The sequence below is a fragment of the Cypionkella sp. genome, from assembly GCF_028290025.1.
GTDB lineage: Bacteria > Pseudomonadota > Alphaproteobacteria > Rhodobacterales > Rhodobacteraceae > Cypionkella.
The window spans coordinates 1-20,369 of record NZ_JAQGKQ010000042.1 but is presented as its reverse complement, the minus strand read 5'-3'; the positions used below and the strand labels follow the sequence as shown (position 1 = coordinate 20,369).

Annotated in this window: 19 protein-coding genes and 1 CRISPR repeat array; of the genes, 6 read left to right on the top strand and 13 right to left on the bottom strand. The window is 57.4% G+C overall.

Features of this window, described 5'->3' with window-relative positions:
• Nucleotides 1-54 precede the first annotated feature (54 nt).
• From cas1 to JWS10_RS05315, 3 genes are all read left to right on the top strand, one after another.
• Nucleotides 55-966 (top strand): type II CRISPR-associated endonuclease Cas1, encoded by a 912-nt coding sequence (cas1, locus tag JWS10_RS05325; protein ID WP_366943517.1) that lies wholly within the window; start codon nucleotides 55-57, stop codon nucleotides 964-966.
• Nucleotides 967-1,016: 50 nt separating this feature from the next.
• Nucleotides 1,017-1,322 carry a CRISPR-associated endonuclease Cas2 gene (gene cas2 / locus JWS10_RS05320; protein ID WP_299505356.1) on the top strand — a complete coding sequence of 102 codons (306 nt, stop codon included), beginning with the start codon at nucleotides 1,017-1,019 and terminating at the stop codon, nucleotides 1,320-1,322.
• A gap of 73 nt (nucleotides 1,323-1,395) precedes the next feature.
• A CRISPR array of direct repeats spans nucleotides 1,396-2,677; the repeat unit is 36 nt; unit sequence ATCATAGCTGTTCAGAAACCGAGGTCCAGCCGCAAC.
• Nucleotides 2,678-2,704: 27 nt separating this feature from the next.
• A complete protein-coding gene (locus tag JWS10_RS05315) occupies nucleotides 2,705-3,424 on the top strand; it encodes a Fic family protein (protein WP_299505355.1) in 720 nt (239 codons plus the stop codon).
• Between the two features lie 58 nt (nucleotides 3,425-3,482).
• Here the strand turns inward: JWS10_RS05315 and JWS10_RS05310 are convergent, their stop codons facing one another.
• From JWS10_RS05310 to JWS10_RS05275, 8 genes are all read right to left on the bottom strand, one after another.
• A complete protein-coding gene (locus JWS10_RS05310) occupies nucleotides 3,483-4,871 on the bottom strand; it encodes an integrase family protein (protein WP_299505353.1) in 1,389 nt (462 codons plus the stop codon).
• 490 nt (nucleotides 4,872-5,361) lie between these two features.
• Nucleotides 5,362-5,859 carry a ferritin-like domain-containing protein gene (locus tag JWS10_RS05305; protein ID WP_299479293.1) on the bottom strand — a complete coding sequence of 166 codons (498 nt, stop codon included), beginning with the start codon at nucleotides 5,857-5,859 and terminating at the stop codon, nucleotides 5,362-5,364.
• 128 nt (nucleotides 5,860-5,987) lie between these two features.
• On the bottom strand, nucleotides 5,988-7,196 hold the full coding sequence (locus JWS10_RS05300; RefSeq protein WP_299505351.1) for an MFS transporter: 1,209 nt from the start codon (nucleotides 7,194-7,196) through the stop codon (nucleotides 5,988-5,990).
• Nucleotides 7,197-7,295: 99 nt separating this feature from the next.
• Nucleotides 7,296-8,759 (bottom strand): aldehyde dehydrogenase, encoded by a 1,464-nt coding sequence (locus JWS10_RS05295; protein ID WP_299505350.1) that lies wholly within the window; start codon nucleotides 8,757-8,759, stop codon nucleotides 7,296-7,298.
• A 40-nt stretch (nucleotides 8,760-8,799) separates the two neighbouring features.
• Nucleotides 8,800-9,837: an LLM class flavin-dependent oxidoreductase gene (locus JWS10_RS05290; RefSeq protein ID WP_299505348.1), complete on the bottom strand. Its 1,038-nt coding sequence runs from the start codon at nucleotides 9,835-9,837 to the stop codon at nucleotides 8,800-8,802.
• Nucleotides 9,834-10,766, bottom strand: a complete 933-nt coding sequence (locus JWS10_RS05285; protein ID WP_299505347.1) for a flavin reductase family protein — start codon at nucleotides 10,764-10,766, stop codon at nucleotides 9,834-9,836. The genes JWS10_RS05290 and JWS10_RS05285 overlap by 4 nt, the downstream gene beginning before the upstream one ends.
• Nucleotides 10,763-11,581 carry an alpha/beta hydrolase gene (locus JWS10_RS05280; protein WP_299505346.1) on the bottom strand — a complete coding sequence of 273 codons (819 nt, stop codon included), beginning with the start codon at nucleotides 11,579-11,581 and terminating at the stop codon, nucleotides 10,763-10,765. Before JWS10_RS05280 ends, JWS10_RS05285 begins: the two co-directional genes overlap by 4 nt.
• On the bottom strand, nucleotides 11,553-12,155 hold the full coding sequence (locus JWS10_RS05275) for an amino acid synthesis family protein (protein ID WP_299505345.1): 603 nt from the start codon (nucleotides 12,153-12,155) through the stop codon (nucleotides 11,553-11,555). Before JWS10_RS05275 ends, JWS10_RS05280 begins: the two co-directional genes overlap by 29 nt.
• A 106-nt stretch (nucleotides 12,156-12,261) precedes the next feature.
• On the opposite strand from JWS10_RS05275, the gene JWS10_RS05270 reads away from it, so the two are divergent.
• Both JWS10_RS05270 and JWS10_RS05265 read left to right on the top strand, forming a co-directional pair.
• A complete protein-coding gene (locus tag JWS10_RS05270; protein WP_299505343.1) occupies nucleotides 12,262-12,942 on the top strand; it encodes a GntR family transcriptional regulator in 681 nt (226 codons plus the stop codon).
• Nucleotides 12,942-13,226, top strand: coding sequence for a DUF1330 domain-containing protein (locus JWS10_RS05265; RefSeq protein WP_299505342.1), 285 nt, complete (start codon nucleotides 12,942-12,944; stop codon nucleotides 13,224-13,226). The genes JWS10_RS05270 and JWS10_RS05265 overlap by 1 nt, the downstream gene beginning before the upstream one ends.
• Here JWS10_RS05265 and speB read toward each other — a convergent pair.
• On the bottom strand, nucleotides 13,223-14,182 hold the full coding sequence (gene speB / locus JWS10_RS05260; protein ID WP_299505340.1) for an agmatinase: 960 nt from the start codon (nucleotides 14,180-14,182) through the stop codon (nucleotides 13,223-13,225). The two genes, JWS10_RS05265 and speB, sit on opposite strands and share 4 nt — an antisense overlap.
• A 223-nt stretch (nucleotides 14,183-14,405) precedes the next feature.
• On the opposite strand from speB, the gene JWS10_RS05255 reads away from it, so the two are divergent.
• Nucleotides 14,406-15,749: an NAD(P)/FAD-dependent oxidoreductase gene (locus JWS10_RS05255; protein WP_299505339.1), complete on the top strand. Its 1,344-nt coding sequence runs from the start codon at nucleotides 14,406-14,408 to the stop codon at nucleotides 15,747-15,749.
• 231 nt (nucleotides 15,750-15,980) lie between these two features.
• Here the strand turns inward: JWS10_RS05255 and glnT are convergent, their stop codons facing one another.
• The 4 genes from glnT to JWS10_RS05235 all read right to left on the bottom strand — a co-directional run bounded on the left by glnT (nucleotide 15,981) and on the right by JWS10_RS05235 (nucleotide 20,277).
• The gene (glnT, locus tag JWS10_RS05250) at nucleotides 15,981-17,288 is read right to left on the bottom strand and encodes a type III glutamate--ammonia ligase (protein ID WP_299479326.1); all 1,308 of its coding nucleotides are present in this window, start codon (nucleotides 17,286-17,288) and stop codon (nucleotides 15,981-15,983) included.
• 67 nt (nucleotides 17,289-17,355) lie between these two features.
• Entirely contained in the window at nucleotides 17,356-18,681 is a 1,326-nt protein-coding gene (locus JWS10_RS05245; protein WP_299505338.1) for an FMN-binding glutamate synthase family protein, read from the bottom strand.
• A 7-nt stretch (nucleotides 18,682-18,688) separates the two neighbouring features.
• Nucleotides 18,689-19,378, bottom strand: coding sequence for a GXGXG domain-containing protein (locus JWS10_RS05240; RefSeq protein ID WP_299505337.1), 690 nt, complete (start codon nucleotides 19,376-19,378; stop codon nucleotides 18,689-18,691).
• Nucleotides 19,379-19,380: 2 nt separating this feature from the next.
• Nucleotides 19,381-20,277: a glutamine amidotransferase family protein gene (locus JWS10_RS05235; RefSeq protein WP_299505336.1), complete on the bottom strand. Its 897-nt coding sequence runs from the start codon at nucleotides 20,275-20,277 to the stop codon at nucleotides 19,381-19,383.
• Nucleotides 20,278-20,369 lie beyond the last annotated feature (92 nt).

Below are 20,369 nucleotides of genomic sequence, written 5' to 3'. Positions count from 1 at the left end.
AATCGCCCGATTTCTCCGCTATGTTAACAACCAGTTAATGTATCGGATGCGCCACTGGATCAGATCATAGATATCAGCTGTGATGGCCGCCATCTTTCGCGCGACCGTGGCTTTCTGAAAGTTGAGGAATGCGGCCAGACCATCGGCCGCATCCCGCTCGATCAAATCGCTGCCGTCATCGTGCATGCCCATGGCATTACCTGGAGCAATTCCATCCTTGTGGAACTCGCTGAGCGTGGCACCCCCGTAGTATTCTGCGCCGCCAATCATCAACCTCGAGCGCTTCTACTGCCGATCGAAGGCCATCATGCCCAAGGTGCCAGGATGCGGGCGCAGTGGACCGCTCCAGAACCACTGCGCAAGCAAGCGTGGAAACGCGTGGTGATCGCCAAAATCAAGATGCAGGCGGCGGCTTTGGCAGCCATTGGCCAACCGCGTGCGCCGCTCGATTATATCGCTCATAATGTGCAATCAGGTGACAGCCGCGATGCCGAGGCGCAGGCCGCCCGCATTTACTGGCCCATGCTGATGGGCCCGGATTTCCGCCGCGACCCCGACCGTTTCGATGTGAACGGTCTTCTGAACTATGGCTACACAGTGCTGCGCGCCGCCACCGCCCGCGCCGTCGTGGCTGCTGGCCTTCACCCCACAATCGGTATCTTTCACAGTAATCGCAGCAACGCCTTCGCGCTGGCCGATGATCTGATGGAGCCGTTTCGCCCCCTCGTCGATCTCACCGCGCGTGCGATCTTGGCTGAGGCCGGACCACAAGTCACCACTGCGGCCAAACAGAACTTCGCCCGTCTGATCGCACTCGACCTGCCGCTGACCGGCGAGATCAGCCCGGTCTCTGTCGCACTCTCCCGCCTCACCACCTCGCTGGCGCAAAGTTATGAGTCGAGAACTTTGGCGTTGGCTCTGCCAAAACCACCGCCTGCCGCCGTGCTGGCTGGCCTAGGCCCATGAGCTCTCTCGCCCCCCTTTCCCACGTCACCTATCTCAGCGGATATCGGCTCATGTGGATCCTCGTTATGTTCGATTTGCCTACCGACACAAAACTCCAGCGCAAAGCCGCCGGCGATTTCCGCAACTTCCTGCTGGATACTGGTTACGCGCGTTGCCAATTCTCAATCTACGCCCGATTCGTAAATGGCAAAGAGGCGGTAGACACTCGAGTGAATCAAATTGAACGTGCCCTCCCACCCTCAGGGGACGTGCAAATCCTAAACTTCACAGACCGCCAATTTGGCGATATAGTTCATTTCTCGGATCAAGGTCGCCGTGGGCCGCGAAAAAATCCAGAGCAACTGGTCCTGTTTTGAAGATAATTCGGATAGATTTTGCATATGAAAGCCCGGTAAGGGCCTTTTTAATCAGACCCTTACCGAGCGATCGATCATAGCTGTTCAGAAACCGAGGTCCAGCCGCAACACCACGGGGAAAGCAAATCAATGGCTTGAATCATAGCTGTTCAGAAACCGAGGTCCAGCCGCAACTAACATGCCGAGAGGGTATTCCCATGCGTATCATAGCTGTTCAGAAACCGAGGTCCAGCCTCAACTGAGCGCGGAACCTTTCCGCTGCACGCCAATCATAGCTGTTCAGAAACCGAGGTCCAGCCGCAACCGGTCGTGGTCGGTCCGGTTCATGGCGTTAATCATAGCTGTTCAGAAACCGAGGTCCAGCCGCAACCCCCGCTGCCGACTATGTGGCGGGGCTGGAATCATAGCTGTTCAGAAACCGAGGTCCAGCCGCAACGTCTGCGATGTGGAGACGGTAACGGCTTCGATCATAGCTGTTCAGAAACCGAGGTCCAGCCGCAACGCCGTGAGGCATCATACGCGGGCGGACAGTATCATAGCTGTTCAGAAACCGAGGTCCAGCCGCAACTTACTGTGCATGTCCAGTGCCGTGCCGACATCATAGCTGTTCAGAAACCGAGGTCCAGCCGCAACCGGGCCGCTGAGGGCTACCCCGGCGTGGTGATCATAGCTGTTCAGAAACCGAGGTCCAGCCGCAACTTGGGAGAACCGCCATGACCGCAACCACCGATCATAGCTGTTCAGAAACCGAGGTCCAGCCGCAACAAAAACCGCAACATGCCTATGCCGGGAGTGATCATAGCTGTTCAGAAATCGAGGTCCAGCCGCAACGGGGTTGGGGTGCCCGTGTATGTGGCGTTCATCATAGCTGTTCAGAACCGAGGTCCAGCCGCAACGTTGTCAGCATGGCGCTGTTGGGGGTGATGATCATAGCTGTTCAGAAACCGAGGTCCAGCCGCAACTGACGGCAAGGGCTGCCCGTGCGTGGGGCAATCATAGCTGTTCAGAAACCGAGGTCCAGCCGCAACGGCGACAAAGAAGTGCGAACGATCCTGCGCATCATAGCTGTTCAGAAACCGAGGTCCAGCCGCAACGGGTTCGGTCTTGCCGCCGATCACGATCAATCATAGCTGTTCAGAAACCGAGGTCCAGCCGCAACACGTCGATCGGATCAAGCCCGCGCGCTTCCATCATAGCTGTTCAGAAAGCGAGGTCCAGCCGCAACGTTGGCCTGATCGGTGATGTAATCAGGGACATCATAGCTGTTCAGAAACCGAAATCCAGCCGCAACAGCTTTGCGCCACGGATATGCTAACCGGCGATCATGGCTGTCAGAAACCAGGTCCAGCCGCAACTTGGGCTGGCCGCAAGAAAGCCGATCAATGATCAGCAGCGATGGTTTTCGAGCGACACCAGGCACCGCGCTGAAAAACGAAAAGAGCGGAGAGATCATCTTCGTGCCGCCACAGGACGCTAACAAGATCGTGGCGCTAATGACGGCGCTGGAGCGGTTCAAAAACGACGATGAGATGTGCAGTCTCGACCCGCTGATCAAGATGGCGCTGATCCATCACCAATTCGAGAATATCCATCCATTTCCTGACGGCAACGGCCGCATCGGCCGCATCTTGAACGTGCTCTTCCTGACCAGGACGGGCCTCCTGGATATTCCGGTGCTTTATCTGTCCCGCCACATAACGCGGCATAAGAGCGACTACTACCGGCTCCTCCAGGCCGTGCGTGACGACGGTGCCTGGGAGGCGTGGGTCATCTTCATGCTGGATGGCGTGGCCGAGACGGCAGTAACCACCCTGCGGCTTGTTGAGGGCATCGGCGATCAGATGCGCGCCGCTAAACATCGGATGCGTGCCGAGTCGCCCAAGCTCTACAGCCAAGAGATGCTCAACAACCTCTTCCGCCACCCATATACACGGATCGACTACGTTCAGAACGATCTGACCGTCACCCGTCAAACGGCTGCCCGCTATCTCGACACGCTGGCAGAGCACGGCTTTGTCGAGAAGCACCGCGCGGGAAAGAACAACTACTATGTGAATACGAACTTGGTGCGGTTGCTGATGATGGCATCCGAACATGACTAGCAGCGGCGGCCTCCACGCAAATTTCCTACTGAATCGCGTCCGACCTGTCGTCCTTAGACTAGGTTGCCGTTAGCACAGTTCCGTTCTGTCCCATCTCAACTACTTTAAGTGCGTCAGCTAAAGTCGCCAAAGCTTCCTCTTGAGGATCGCGCGTATTGCGAAGAATCCTAGTAAGATGAAGGTAGTGCGACGCTGATCCGCCGACGTTGTCACCCTTCAAAGGATCAGTGTGGGCCAAGATTTGCTCGATTGTCGAAGCGGGAACTTTCAACGAAAGCATTATCGTCGCAGAAGTGCGGCGCAGATCGTGTCGGTGCCAGTCCTTTGTTCCCGTCGCTACATGCAGAGCGTCTTGATAGCGCGTCCAGTTGCCCAGCACTCCTTTCTTCGTTCCGTTCGGGAAAACAAGTTCATCAGGTTCAGCAGTTTCCCAGCGTGGCAAATCACTCAGTATAGACATCGCAGCGTCGGAGAGCGGAAGAGCCTGACTACGCGGGCCACCCTTTGTCGATTTTACGCTCGGTTTGTGCCAGACCCGGTTTGCCCTATCAAGGTCGCCCCAACGCATTGAACACATCTCTTCCAGCCGGGCTAAGGTAAACAGCAGAAATCGCATAGCAATAGGGCGATAGTCGAGTTCAGCCTCAAGCGCGAGCTTACCGAGCTTTGGCGCCGGGTAGGTCAGCCAAGGCAAGATAACCTTCAATTCAGCCTCGGTCAAAACACGCTTGCGCTTGCCTGTGATAGTGGGATCGTCGGTCGCTGGATCGTGTGTGGTCGCAAGACTTGCCACTGCGAGTCGAGGAGAACGAGACGCACCGATCCTTGCAAATGCCTTTCGCCCAGCCGCCCAGTCCAACACCGGGCTAAGATAAGCGCGAGCGCGCGACGCCTGACCATTTGCCGTGGTCGCACCAACTGTCGGCCTAAACCGCTTGTAGCCGAAAATTGCCTGGGCGAAATGCTCGTCCGTGGTAGTGGTCACATCTCGATCTAGTAGATCTGCGTAAACACGCTCGATGGCTTGACGCGCACCACTTCGGCTAGAACGAGGTCCACGCGGTTGCCAGATCTTCTTCGACGACGAAAAACGCTGCTCGAACTCGCCAATCAGGTCGCGGAGTATAACGCCAGTCGTCGGTCTGGCCACCGCTTCACGAGCGCGTTGCTTCTCCTTGTTGACGTCCCTTCCCGCCTTAAGCTGCAGGCGCGATCTGCTTGCTTCTTCACGCGCTTCTTTAAGGGAGAGGTCGGGATATTTGCCCATGGTGATGGTTTTTAGTTGGCTCGCCGCGTTTCTGATTTTTAGGATAAAGGTCACCTCGCCCTCAGCTGACACCCTCGCACGCAAGCCGCTCGCGACCCCATCCGTAATTTCATATCTTTGACCGTTGGGCTTCAGCTTTCGCAGCGCAGCATCAGACAACGCCGGTTTCTTCTCTGACAAGACTTCCTCCTCGGGGCTACATATGGGCTACATCTCTTCTTCCATTTGCTACCGCATCCTGCAGGACGATGCAACAAGCTACAACTTGGCATAAATGCTTAATGCTTTGTTTTTATGCTGTAAAGGACGTTCATCTAGTTGAGAAGGTGATACTATCCGAACATCAACACGCAGATTGAAAATCCGCGTGTCGGCGGTTCAATTCCGTCTCCGGGCACCATTTACAAGTATTGACACATATCTGAGCTTTTGCTGCACGTTTAGGTCCAATGGTGTTTTTCTGAAATTTAGCGAAGATGGTATAGTCTTCTCGGCACCGTCTAAAACTGTAGGCTGGAACAGACCATCGGCCTTTGATGACGATGTCCACCCTTAACGCGCACAGTCCTCGCCGACTTTATTTTGTGAAGTGAAAATACCGCCCTCAATCTTGAGGACGGTATCTGCATTTAGACTTACGCAGCGCTCAATGTAGGCTCGTGCGCTTATGTCAGCCCAGACGGTTCAGGCGTTGTTCTGCTAGTTCAGTCAATTTGTCATCGGCAGCGTATTCTTCTTCCAGCGTCGAGGTCAAGATTTCGGCGGCTTCGCCCAGTCCGAGCTCTTTCGACCACGAAATCAACGTACCATAGCGGGTGATCTCATAATGTTCGACCGCCTGCGCAGCAGCGGCAATCGCGGCATCTCGCACAGGGGCCTCGGCTTCACTCGAAATATCATCGGCTTCCGAGAGGATGCCGTCAATCGCAGGACAGTTGACGGTTTGGGGCTCTTCGCCAATAAGGCTGAAAACCATCTCCAAGCGTGTCACATGGCCTTCGGTTTCGCTAAGGTGCGTCGATAGACCCGCTTTAAGATCCACATCCGTAGCACGTTCAATCATCGACGGCAGAGCGCTGACAATTTGCTGCTCGGCATAATATATATCTTGTAGGACATGCAGATATAGTTCGTCCATTGTAGTGATGTCTTTGGAAAAAAGACCCATGATTGCTTCTCCTTTGCCGTGATGGTTGGGGGTATCGGCGCAGTAGAAACTCCGTGTCCGACGAAATGTTCCCACAATTTTGGCAAGGCTGGTGCAAAGGCGCTATCAAGTGGCTTACCGGGCAGCGGCTAACTGCCGCCCTCTGGAATTTTGGGTAAGAACCACGCGAGAAGGCCAGCGAGCGGCAGAAACGAACACAGCCAATATACTGTCTCAACCCCGTAACTGTCGGCCAGCACGCCCAAGAGTGCCGCCGCGAGTCCGCCGAGCCCGAAGTTCAGCCCGTAAAATAATCCGCCGATCAGCCCGATGCGATTTGGCAGCAGCTCCATAGCGTATATCAGAATTGAGGCAAACGCGCTGGCCATGATCAGATTTATTGCCACAGTCAGCACACCGGTCCAAAACAAATCGGCATAGGGCAGCATAAGGGTCAGCGGCAATGGTCCCAGAACCGAGATCCAGATGATCCGGTAGCGCCCTATGCGATCACCAGCTATGCCGCCGATCAAGGCTCCGGCAGCCGAGGCCAACAGGAAGATGAAAAGCATCATCTGTGCCGAAGGGATCGGCAGATCAAACCGCTCCATCAAGTAGAACGTGTAGAAAGATCGAAAGCTTTCACCGTAAGCGTTCTTGGTGAACATCAGCAGAGTCAGCACTACGAGCCCTATACCGATTGTCCGTGGTGCATGACGGACAATGCCTGTGTCTTTGTGCTTGCCCGCGCGCGTTGCCGCAAATTCAGCGCTGATCTGGCGCTGTTTGCTGCCGATCCACGTGAGCAGCGCCATCGCAAGCAGCGCTGTAACCGCGAACCAAGCAAGGCTCGGCTGACCCCAAGGCACGATAATGAATGCGGCGAAAACCGGCCCCAATGCGCCCCCTGCCTGACCGCCAACTTGGAAAATGCCCTGAGCCAGCCCCTGCCGTCCGCCCGCAGCATAGCGCGCCATCCGAGTGGCTTCGGGGTGGAAGATTGAAGAGCCGATGCCGATCAGCCCAACCGAGACCAAAATCATCGCATAACTGTGAGCAAACGCCAAACTCACCAGCCCGGAAAGCGTAAACATCATGCCCACCACTGGCGAATAGGGTGCCGGATGCTTATCAGTGATCATACCGATGACCGGTTGCAGCAGTGAGCCTGCGATCTGGAATGTCATAGTGATCAGGCCAATTTGCACGAAATCGAGTGCGTAAGACTGTTTTAAAATCGGATATGATGCCGGGATCAGTGACTGCATCATGTCGTTGAGCAGATGCGTCATGCCGAGAACAACCAGCACGGTCAGATGCGTGCCTGGACGGGTACGGTTAGAGATGGAGGCTGTCATTGCGGACTTGTCTACTTTCGGCACTTGGTGAAAACGCAGGGAAAGTCTTCTCGTGTTTTCAGCCTAAGCCAGCGCGTAAGGAATGGACAGCCGTAGCCGCTAGCGCATGACAAACGAATCAGGGATTGGCTCGTCTGAGGTCCGCAGCCACACCGTCTTTACAGCGGTATAATCCAGCGCGGCCGCAAGCCCGCCCTCGCGACCATGTCCAGACAGACCGTGGCCGCCAAACGGAGCGATGGGTGACACGGCGCGGTAAGTGTTCACCCAAACCACCCCAGCGCGAATGCCTCTGATCATCCGATGCGCGCGGGTCAGACTGCGCGTGAACACGCCAGACGCAAGGCCGTAGACAGTGTCATTCGCTAGCGCCAAGGCTTCTGCCTCGGTCTCAAAACTGATCACAGACAGCACGGGGCCAAAGAACTCCTCCCGCAGCCCCGCCGCATCAGGGAGCCCAGAGCAATCAAGGATCGTCGGAGGGTAGTAAAAACCGGGCCCGTCCGGCACAACGCCGCCCGTCACCAGCGTGGCCCCCTGCCCTAGACTTTGTGCCACCAGTTCGGCAATGCGACTGCGTTGGCGCAAGGTGCAAAGCGGGCCGACTTCTGTGGTCATCTGATCCGGAGCCGCGATGCGGATTGCCTCTGCCTTGGCTTTTAGTTTGGCGAGGAAAGCATCCTTCACCGAGGCTTGAATTATCAGCCTAGAACCTGCGACGCAGCTTTGCCCGGCGGCAGCAAAAATCCCCGAGATTTGCGCATTCACCGCCGAGTCCAGATCTGCATCCTCAAAAACGACGAACGGCGACTTGCCGCCAAGCTCCAGCGAGGTCGAAGCGAGATTTTCGGCCGAGCCGCGCACTACGTGCCGCGCGGTTTCCGGCCCGCCCGTGAAGGCAATATGCGCTACCTTCGGATGCGTCGTCAAAGCCACGCCCGCCGCCGGGCCACCTGTCAGGATATTGACCACGCCCGCCGGAAAACCCGCCTCATGCACCAGCCGCGCGAATTCCAACATTGGCGCCGGTCCGTCTTCGGATGCCTTCAGCACAACAGTGCAGCCTGCCGCTAGGGCTGGCCCAAGCTTGACCGCCGACAAAAACAACTGGCTGTTCCACGGCACGATTGCCGCTACCACGCCTATCGGCTCGCGACGCAGCCAAACCTCCATATCCGGCTTGTCGATCGGAAGATGCGCGCCTTCAATCTTATCGGCAAGACCCGCATAATAACGATAATATTCTGCAACATAGGCAATCTGTGCGCTGGTTTCCCGGATGATTTTCCCGGTGTCGCGGGTTTCCAGTGCCGCCAGCTTGAGGGCCGCCGCCTGCACCAGATCAGCCAACTTATAAAGCAGCTTGCCACGCGCCGACGCTGTCAGACCCGCCCAAGCGGGCGCGTTGAAAGCAGCCCAAGCGGCATCAACCGCACGGCCCACATCAACGGCCGATGCCTCTGGCATCACTGCCCAAGGCGTGCCTGTGGCCGGATCAAGGCTTTCAAAGCTGGCCCCGCCATCCTCGAATGCCCCGTCAATATAGTGTTGGAAGCGTTGCATTGCGGCTCCTTAGGCTGCCAAATCAGCGGGATTGGCCAAGTCAGGCGAAGGCGGGCATCACGTCTTGCACGAACCGGGTCAGCGAAGCCTTCTTGCGCGCAAAGCTCATGCCGCTGTCTATCCAGAAGCTGAACTCGTCATAGCCCAAAGCCTGATAGCTTTTGATGCGCGAAATCACTTCTGCGGGCTGGCCGACAATATTGTTCTTACGCATTGCAGCCGCCGAATAGAACGGGTGCGCTGCCACTTCTTCCGGTGTCAGTGTCTGGATAAGCCCCTGAGAAATCGGCCGCTTGTTTAAAAACCACGCGCCAAAATAGTTGTAGAACAAGTTTAATTCTTCCGCACCAAGATTAGCGTCCGCCTCGCTGTCGGCGACATAAGTGTGCCGCAAAACCATTATCTTCGGGCGCGTTATTTCAGGATGCGCAGCACATGCGGTGTTAAACCGCTCCATCAGGCTGACGACTTCCTCGTCGCCCATATGCAGTGGAGTCACTTGCACGTTGCAGCCATTGGCAACGGCGAAATCGTGGCTGTTCGGATCACGTGCCGCAACCCAGATCGGTGGGAACGGCTGCTGCACCGGCTTCGGGGCCGAGGTGGTTTTCGGAAACTGCCAATGTTCGCCATTATGCTCGTAATCGCCCGCCCACAGACCTTTGATCGCGGGGATTAACTCGCGCATTTTCTGGCCTGCGGCCCAAGCATCCAGACCCGGACTCATCCGGTCATATTCAAACGTGTAAGCCCCCCGCGCGATGCCAAGGTCCAGCCTGCCATCCATGATGATGTCGGCCATCGCAGCCTCACCCGCCAGCCGGATCGGATGCCAGAACGGCGCCACAACATTGCCCGTGCCAAGCCGCACATTCTTGGTGCGCCGCGCAAGATCGACAAGGTTCAGAAAGGGGTTTGGCGCGATGGTAAAATCCATGCCGTGATGCTCACCGGTCCAGATCGCATGCATCCCGTTTTTGTCGGCAATCTGGCACAGCTCAAGCATTTCCTCATAAAGCTGCTGCTGCGGCTCATCGGCGCTAACCCGCTCCATATGCACGAAAAGCGAGAATTTCATCGGAGCTTTCCTTCGATCTTTGGTGCAACCGGAGCCACCCGGCCGGTGTTCTGATTGCCGAAATAGATGCCGTAATCGCCCACCCGGGCTTCTTCTGCCAAACGCTCCAACATGATCCGCATCGCGGGGTCGGTGACGTCGTCAAAGCCGTTTGGTACCAGTTCGACAAAGCCACCTTTGGCGGGGGTGCCCCCGGTACTGGGGCACAAAAACGCGATGTGCTGTTGGCCCGCGGCGACATCTTCGTAAACCGAATAGATGAACCCCGGCACCGCCTGCACACCTGCCGTCTCGATCAGCGCCTGCAAAGCAGCCGTGGCACCCTTGGCCCCTACCCGCGCTGTCGGCAGCGTCAGTCCGCCGCGACCATCGTCTTGCAACAGCACGCAGCCATCCTGTTCAATCAGCGCCGAAACTACCACCGCTGGCCCGCTCGCCAAAGCGGCACCCGCCTGCGCCGGAGTGAAATACGATCCGCGATAATACCCCAAGCCCGACTGGCCAGAGGCGTCAAAAGCCTCGACACGTCCAATCAGAATGGCATGATCACCCGCGTCAACAACCTGGTGCAGACTGCAATCGAACCAAGCGGATACACTACTTATGATGGGTGAACCGTGCGGCCCGCTTTGCCATTGCACGGACGAAAAACGATCCTCAGACGGTTTGGCGAACGTGTTTGACACATCTTTCTGCCCTTCGGCCAATACGTTGACCGCAAAATGTTTCGTCTCAACGAACCACGCGTAATTCGACGAGGTTTTCGCAATCGACACCAACAGCAACGGCGGCTCCAGCGACACCGAGGAAAACGAATTTGCGGTAAAACCAATCGGCGCGCCTGCCCCATCCAGCGTCGTCACAACTGTCACACCTGTCATAAAAGTGCCAAACGCATCACGCAACAAGCGGCGGTTTTCCAATGTCATGCGCGCATTCCCTTTTTAGCGGCCAACAAGGGCACCGCCAACCAAGCAGCCAGCGCGGCATTCACTTGCGCAGGAGCCGTCAAATTGACCATATGGCGGTGGCCCTCAATCACCACAGCCTGCCCCATCGGAGCCGCTTTCGCCATCGCTTTCGCCATCTGTGGGGTTGAGTTCGCATCCCCTGAGGCTGTCAGTATCAGCGCCGGACTGTGAATAAGCGGCCAAGCCTCGGAATAGACCAAATCGCCGTTGGCAAAGGCGCGGTAGGCTGCCGCGTAGCCCTGCAAATTCACCCGGCGCAACCAATGGGCCACTTGCATACGCGCCGCTTGTTCTGCCGCCGTATCGCCGAACCAACGCGCCAGCGGCACCTCAATATCATTCGCCCCCTCAGCCAAGGCCGCCGCACGCGCTTGCACCGCCACCCGTGCCTCTGGTGTACGCCGATAGACCCCGTTCAACGCCGCCAACCGCAGCACTAGATCGGGATGATCGACCGCCAGCCCCACCGCGATAAGCGCACCCATTGAGTGCCCCGCGACATTGACAAAACTACACCCCAACTGCCGCAGTGCCCGCGCCGTCCAAGCCACATAATCGGTTAATTCCGGCTGACCCGGTAGCAGATCTGACAACCCATGCCCCGGCATGTCTAGCGCAATCACTCGGTTGGTTTTGGCAAAATGCGCGATCTGCGGCCCCCATGCCTCGGCACACATGCCGACGCCATGCAAAAGCACCAGAGGCTCGCCCAGACCGTATTCTAGATAGCTGATCTGCTGTCCGTCAGACAGCCGCAGGGTTTGCAGCGTCATGGCCCAGATCCTTAAGGTCTTGATAGCGATCACCAATCCGGTGATGTGGCCGCCCGCCGATAGACGCCCCCAACGCCACGACAATCTCATCCGCCGCCGGAGCGTCAGGGATCGCGAAATGGATCGTCAGGTAGTGCGAACGACGGCCCTCATCGTTTTTGTCCATCAGCGGGATCATCACGGGCGTGTTCGCCCCGCCCCGGATATTGGTAAAGGCGAGATAAGACTTGGCCCCCACCGCCGTGCGATAATGGTTGCCAAACCTCAAGGTGTGGATCAGTGCCGAGGCGTGTTCAACTTCGCCATCCAAACCCACGATTGCGGCTTTACCATAGGCCTCAATCGCCTCACCCGAGCCTGCAGCCTCAAGGATCATCGCCGTCAGCAGCGCGCCCAAATCGGGTGCAACGTCATGGATCGCAGGTTTCAAGTCATCGACAAACCCCATCCCGGCCCATGGATTTTTCACCACCGCCGCCGCAGCGATCAGCTTCAACGGCACCGGCGCGACTTTGCCGCCCTCGATCAACGTGGTTTCGATATGTAGCAAGGTCTTGCGGATAACGGCTGGCATGGCGCCTCAGATTCGCTGGGTTTCTCTGGTTGGTATGTTGGTATACCATCATACGACATGTCAAGAACCAGTTGCGCCGTCAGCGCAGTTTCGCTAGTCTTGCCACATGAACCAACCGCTTTCCGACTTAAAAATTGAACATCCTCCGCAGACCCTGCGCGAGATCGTGTCAGAGCGTATGCGCGGCGCGATCCTGTCGGGGCGCTTTGCTTCCGGCGAACGTCTGGTAGAGCGTACGCTCTGCGAGCAACTTGGCGTCAGCCGGTCGGTTGTCCGCGAGGCAATACGCTATCTCGAGGCCGAAGGTCTGGTTGAGATTATGCCAAACAAAGGTCCGATTGTGGCCCGGATGGATTGGCAACAGGCCGTGCAAATCTATGAAATCAGACAGCTTTTGGAACAAAGTGCCGCCGCCACTTGCGCCGATCTGGCAGATGCGACCGTCAAAGCCGATTTGCAAGCCGCGATGCGAGCTATTGAAACTGCGTCCGCCGCCAATGAAAACCCGGCTTTGATTACGGCCACCACCCGGTTTTACGAAGTGATTTTCCGCGCAGCAGGCCATCACATCGCGTGGGAGGTGGTGCAGCGGCTGAACGGCCGGATCAGCCGACTGCGCGCCATGACGCTTGCTACCACGGATCGGCGCGTATCTGGCCCTGTGCGGATGGCGCAGATTTGCGATGCGATTATAGCCAACGATGCCGAGGCCGCGGCACTCGCCGTTTGCGACCACCTGGCAGAAGCCGCGAAAATCGCCTATCGCTTGCTGAAAGAGACAAAATAATGCCCGCCTATTGGATCGCCCATGTCACCGTCACCGATCCCGAGCAGTATAAGGGATATCAGGCGCTTGCACCGCAGGCTTTCGCGAAATTTGGCGGCAAGTTTCTTGCCCGAGGCGGAGCGTCCGAGACCCACGAAGGCGCAAAGTTTGATCGTCATGTGCTGATCGAATTTCCTGATCTTGCTGCGGCGCGGGCGTGCTATGTTTCGCCCGAGTATCAGGCGGCCAAAGCGCAGCGCGAAAGCGCGGCGGAAGTGATGATTACGATCTTCGACGGACTTTAGCCGACATGCCTGCCCTGCGGCACGCCCGGCAGAACGCACAACATTTCATACAGCAAATTTGCCCCAATCAACGCAGTATTGCCCGACGTATCATAAGGCGGCGACACCTCTACCAGATCGCCGCCGACGATGTTCAGACCCGCGCATCCCCGTACGATTTCAAGGGCTTGCCAAATCGTAAGTCCACCCGGCTCAACCGTGCCAGTGCCGGGCGCAAATGCGGGATCGAGGCTGTCGATATCATAGCTTATATACACCGGCGTATCGCCGATTTTGGCGCGAATTTCAGCCATCAATGGCTTCATAGACTTATACCAACACTGCTCTGCCTGCACCACGGTCCAGCCATTTTTGCGTCCCCAATCGAAGTCATCAAGGCTATAGCCGGTGCCACGCAAACCGATCTGAAAAACCTTATCATTTTGCAGACAGCCGTCTTCCCAAGCGCGCCGGAAGGGGCAACCGTGTGCGACTTTCTCGCCAAACATCGTGTCATTCACATCGGCATGGGCATCGATGTGGATCAGCGCAACGGGGCCGTGTTTGGCCTTGATCGCACGCAAAATCGGCCAAGTCAGGGTGTGATCACCGCCCAAAGTCAGCGGCAGCGCCCCATGCGCCAACACGCCTTTGTAGTAATCCGTGATGATATCGACCGATTTCTTCAGATCAAACGTGTTGATCGGCACATCGCCAATATCGGCGACCTGAAGATGATCAAAGGGAGCCGCTCCGGTCGCCATATTGAACGGGCGCAGCATCCGGGATTCATCACGGATTTGCCGCGGACCATGCCGGGTGCCCGAACGGTTCGACGTGCCGATATCCATCGGAATACCGATAAACGCCACATCCAAACCGGCGGCGGTTTCCTGTGTCGGCAACCGCATCATCGTAGCTGGCCCGCCGAAGCGCGCCATCTCGTTGCCGCCAAGTGGCTGGTTGAAATCGGACATTTTTTGCGTCTCCTCAAATAATGGTCGCAGCTTAGCGGCAAGCGGCAAGCGGTGGGAAGGGCTTAATGACGCCTGCTCACGCCAAAATTTTAGACAGTAGCCAACTCTGGTGATACCGAGCTTTTTCCCGCGAGGAAAATAATTTGACACTGCTGCGCAAGTCTCGTTAGCCTGTTTTCAACAGAATGCAGCCCGAAGAGGGCGCGACAACTCGGAGGAAAACATGGCAAAACGTGTGGCAGTGATCGGCGCGGGGCCGTCGGGTTTGGCGCAGTTGCGGGCATTTCAATCGGCCAAGCTGGCAGGTGCGGAGATCCCTGAAGTGGTGTGTTTTGAGAAGCAGTCGAACTGGGGGGGATTGTGGAACTACACTTGGCGCACGGGTCTGGATGAGAATGGCGAGCCGGTTCACAGCTCGATGTATCGCTATCTTTGGTCGAATGGGCCGAAGGAGGGCCTTGAATTTGCAGATTATTCCTTTGAGGAACATTTCGGCAAGCAGATCGCCTCTTACCCGCCGCGAGCTGTGCTGTTCGACTATATTCAGGGCCGAGTGGTAAAGGCTGGCGTGCGCGATTGGATTCGGTTTTCGACCCCGGTGCGGTTTGTGAAATACAATGAGGCCAAGGGCAATTTTACCGTCACTGCGCATGATATGAAAACCGACCGGATGTACGAGGAGGAGTTCGACAATGTGATTGTCGCCTCCGGACATTTTTCCACGCCAAACGTGCCGGAATATCCGGGGTTTGATAAATTTGGTGGCAGGGTGCTGCACGCGCATGATTTCCGCGATGCGATGGAGTTTAACGGCAAGGATATTCTGCTGCTTGGGTCAAGCTATTCGGCGGAGGATATCGGCTCGCAGTGCTGGAAATACGGTGCGAAGTCGATCACGGTGGCCTATCGGAACGCCCCTTTGGGGTATGACTGGCCGGATAACTTCGTTGAGGTTCCGGCGTTGGAACGGGTGGATGAGACGACCGCCTACTTCAAGGATGGCACCAGTAAGCGGGTGGATGCGATCATTCTTTGCACCGGATATAAGCATCACTTCCCGTTCTTGCCGGACGATCTGCGGCTGAAAACGGCGAATAGGTTGGCTGCGGCGGATTTGTATAAGGGGGTGGCTTGGCTGAATAATCCTAAGCTGTTCTATCTCGGCATGCAGGATCAGTGGTTCACCTTTAATATGTTCGACGCGCAGGCTTGGTGGGTGCGCGATGTGATCTTGGGGCGGATCGTGTTGCCTGCGGAGAAGGCGGTCATGCTGGCGGATGTGGCGGACCGGGTGGCGCGCGAGGATGCGGGCAAGGACGCGCATGATGCGATCCACTATCAGGGCGATTACGTCAAGGAATTGAACGCTGAGACGGATTATCCCAGCTTTGATGTCGATGGGGCTTGCGAGGCGTTCTTTGAGTGGAAGGAACACAAGAAGGCCGGGATTATGACCTTCCGCAACCATGCCTATAAATCGGTGATCACTGGCACGATGGCTCCGGTGCATCACACGCCTTGGAAGGATGCGCTGGAGGACAGTTTGGAGGCTTACTTGCGGAATTGAAGTCGAGGGTTCTGGGGGCGCCACGTGTGGACAAGGGTGGCGCTCTATATGAATCAAGGGCTTGTGAGCGTACATTCATAGACGGTTAACCAAGCCGTGCTTTTGGCCATCCTCTCTGCTCAAATATCCCCGCCGGAGGCTCTTATAGGTAAGGAGCCTCCGGCGGGGATATTTAAGGACAGATGAGGTTGTTTGGGGAGTGCTGGGGTTTGGCCCAGCACTCCCTTTTGCTTAGATGTCGAGGGTGTTTTCGTGTTCCCATTTTGAAAAATGGCTGACGTAGCTGTCCCACTCTTTGCCTTTGAGTTTCAGATAGGCGGCGGAAAATTCTTCGCCCATTGCGGCCTTCAGAGTGGTGTCTTTGTCGTAGTCGCGCAAAGCATCCAGCAGGTTCAGCGGCAGCTTTGGCGCACCCGTCACGGTCTGACCTTGGGTATACATATCAATGTCATAGCGCGGACCGGGGTCGGCTTTGGTGCGCACGCCGTCGAGGCCAGCGGCGAGGATCACGGCTTGCATCAAGTAGGGGTTCGCCGCGCCATCGGGCAGGCGCAACTCAAACCGGCCCGGCCCCGGAACGCGGACCATGTGGGTGCGGTTGTTGCCTGTCCAGGTCACCGTATTCGGTGCCCAAGTAGCACCCGACGAGGTGCGCGGCGCGTTGATGCGCTTGTAGCTGTTGACGGTTGGGTTGCAGATTGCGGCCAAGGCGCTGGCATGTTTCATAATGCCGCCGAGGAAGTTGCGGCCACGGTCGGACAGGCCGAGTTCTTTGGTATCATCGGAGAACGCGTTGGTTTTGCCTTCCAAATCCCAGACCGAGATATGCGCGTGGCAGCCTGAACCCGTGAGACCTTTGAACGGTTTTGGCATAAAGGTGCAGCGCAGGCCGTGCTTTTCGGCCACCGATTTCATCATGAATTTGAAGAAGCTGTGCTTGTCGGCGGTCTGCAAAACGTCGTCGTATTTCCAGTTCATCTCATACTGGCCGGTCGCGTCTTCGTGGTCGTTTTGGTAGGCTTCCCAGCCAAGTTCCAGCATGTAATCGCAGACTTCCGAGATCACATCGTATTGCCGCATCATCGCTTGCTGGTCGTAGCAGGGTTTTTCTGCGTTATCATAGGGATCGGCGATTTTATCGCCTTCTGGGGTTAGCAAGAAAAACTCCGGCTCGACGCCAGTTTTAACGCGCAAACCTTCTTTCGCGGCCTCATCGACCAGTTTACGCAGCACATTGCGCGGGGCTTGAGCGACGGGCTTGCCCTCCATCACGCAGTTAGACGCGAGCCAAGCGACCTCTTTTTTCCACGGCAGTTGAGTGACAGATGAAGCATCCGGCACGGCCATCATGTCGGGGTGGGCGGCGGTCAAATCGAGCCAAGTGGCGAAGCCCGCAAAGCCTGCGCCATCGACGGCCATATCACTGATCGCTTGCGCTGGCACCAGTTTGGCGCGCTGCGCACCGAACAAGTCGGTGTAGCTGATCATGAAATATTTAACGCCTTTTTCCTTGGCATAGGCGGCTAGATCTTGGACCATCTGGTCACTCCCTGTCGTCTTTATGTTTTGACGCGGGCCCGATTGTTCAGGCCCGCCATAGCTTAGATTAAAAACCGTTTTTGCCGGGAATCCAATTTGTGCCGGCCAGCGGAACGCCCGCCATGGCAGCGCCTTCGATGGTCAGCGCGCAGAGGTCTTCGGGCTCTAGATTGTGCAGGTGGTTTTTACCGCAAGCCCGCGCGATGGTTTGGGCTTCCAGCGTCAACACCTTCAGGTAGTTTTTCAGGCGGCGGCCGCCGAGGATGGGGTCGAAGCGATTGAAAAGCTCGGGGTCTTGTGTGGTGATGCCTGCGGGGTCTTTGCCCTCGTGCCAATCATCGTAAGCGCCCGCGGTGGTGCCGAGTTTGTTGTATGCGGATTCCCATTGCGGGTCGTTATCACCCAGCGCGATCAGCGCGGCGGTGCCGATGGCGACGGCATCAGCGCCCAGCGCCATGGCTTTTGCCACGTCCGCGCCGGTGCGGATGCCGCCAGAGACGATCAGCTGCACTTTGCGGTGCATCCCGAGGTCTTGCAGAGCTTTGACCGCCAGCGGGATGCAGGCGAGGATCGGCATACCGACGTTTTCGATGAACACGTCTTGGGTGGCCGCGGTGCCGCCTTGCATACCGTCGAGCACCACTACATCAGCGCCAGCTTTGACGGCGAGGGCGGTGTCGTAATAGGGGCGCGCGCCGCCGATCTTGACGTAGATCGGTTTCTCCCAGTCGGTGATCTCGCGGATCTCCATGATCTTGATTTCCAGATCATCCGGGCCGGTCCAGTCGGGGTGGCGGCAGGCAGAGCGTTGGTCGATGCCTTTGGGAAGGTTGCGCATTTTGGCAACGCGGTCGGAGATCTTTTGGCCCAGAAGCATACCGCCGCCGCCGGGTTTTGCACCTTGGCCGACGACAACTTCGATGGCATCAGCGCGGCGGAGGTCGTCGGGGTTCATGCCGTAGCGGCTTGGCAGATACTGGTAAACAAGGGTGTTGGAGTGGCCGCGTTCTTCTTCGGTCATGCCGCCATCACCTGTGGTGGTGGAGGTGCCAGCGGCAGAAGCGCCGCGCCCGAGGGCTTCTTTGGCGGGGCCAGAGAGTGCGCCGAACGACATGCCTGCGATGGTGACGGGGATGTCGAGGTGGATGGGTTTTTTGGCGTAGCGGGTGCCGAGCCAGACGTCGGTGGCGCATTTCTCGCGGTAGCCTTCGAGCGGGTAGCGGGAGATGGACGCGCCGAGGAACAACAGGTCATCGAAATGCGGCAGTTTGCGTTTGGAACCGCCGCCGCGAATGTCGTAAATCCCGGTGGCTGCTGCGCGGCGGATTTCGGCGTTGACGTCGTTGGAATAGGTCCAGCTTTGCTTCGGCGGGGTATGGGGAAAATCGCTCATATATGCCTCAGTACGACGACGCGTTGTCGATGTTGAATGTGTAGAGTTTGCGGGCGGAGCCGTAGCGTTTGAAATCCGAGGGCTTTGCAAGGTGGTCGGCTTCGCCGCGTTTAAGCAAGTCGGCGATGATGGCGAGGTGTTCGGGGCGCATTTCTTTCTCGATACAGTCGGTGCCGAGGGATTTGACGGTGCCACGTACGAAAAGGTGGGCCTCGTAGAGCGAGTCGCCCAGCGCGTCGCCTGCATCGCCTAGCACAAGCATGTTGCCGGATTGCGCCATGAAACACGACATGTGGCCGATGTTGCCGTGCACGACGATGTCGATGCCTTTCATCGAAATGCCGCAGCGCGACGAGGCGTTGCCTTTGATCACCAAGAGGCCGCCGCGCCCGGTGGCTCCGGCATATTGGCTGGCGTCGCCGTCGATGATCACGGTGCCAGACATCATGTTTTCAGCGACGCCGGGGCCAGCCGAGCCTTTGACGCGGATGGTGGCTTGTTTGTTCATGCCGGCGCAGTAGTAGCCGGTTGATCCGCGCACGGTAATGTCGATGGGGGCATCAACGCCTACCGCGATCGCGTGGCTGCCTTTGGGGTTTACGACTTCCCATGCGGTCTGGTTGGTCTGGCCTTTCAGGTTATGGAGGGCCTGATTGAGCGCGCGCAAGCCTTGCGCTTCAAGGTCGAAAGTCTGCATGTTCAGCGTTCCCAGAAGTAGACGGTGGCGGGCTCGGGTTCCCATACGCGGGCGGTTTCGATGCCCGGCAGGTTGACGAGGGCGCGGTATTCGGAACCGAAGGCGACGTATTGATCGGTTTCGGCCATCACGGCGGGTTTGCAGGCGATCGGATCACGCACCACGCCGAAGCCGTCTTTGGTGCCGACGACAAAGGTGAAAAAGCCGTCAAGATCGGTGAGGGTGGCTTCTAGGGCTTGGCCCAAAGTCTCACCCTGTTGGAGTTTGTGGCTGACGAAAGCCGCGCCGACTTCGGTGTCGTTTTCAGTCTCGAACGTCATGCCCGCTTGTTTCAGCACGCGGCGGACGCCGTTGTGGTTTGATAGCGAGCCGTTGTGCACGAGGCACTGATCGGCCCCGGTAGAGAATGGATGCGCGCCCATCGTGGTGACGGCGGATTCGGTGGCCATACGGGTGTGACCGATGCCGTGGGTGCCGTGCATTTTGGCGATTTCAAAGCGGGAGGCCACGTCTTTCGGCAAGCCTACTTCTTTGTAGATTTCAATGCCTTCGCCCGACGACATCACTTTAACGCTGGGGCGGATCTCGCGCAGGGCGGAGCGGGCGGCGTCAAGTTGACCTGCGGGGACTTCCAGCACGGCGTGGGTGGATTTCACCAGCATCAGCACGGGTTGGCCCAAAGCCGCACCCAAATCGGCGTCGAGGTTTTTGAAATCAACGTCGGGGGTCGCCGATTGCACGGTCAGCTTGCCGTGGCCGACTTTGCCCTCGGAATAGATCGCGATTCCGGCGCTGTCGGGACCGCGATCTGTCATTGTGATCAGCATATCGGTGAGCATCGCGCCCAAGTGAGGCTCTAGCTTGGGGTCTTTCAGGAAAAGACCGACGATTCCGCACATAGTGCTACTCCTCGCAGTTGCAGGTTGCGCTTACGCTATCACGGCAAAACATTTCGTCAACTGTGAAGAAACTTTTTTTACCTGTGGGTAAT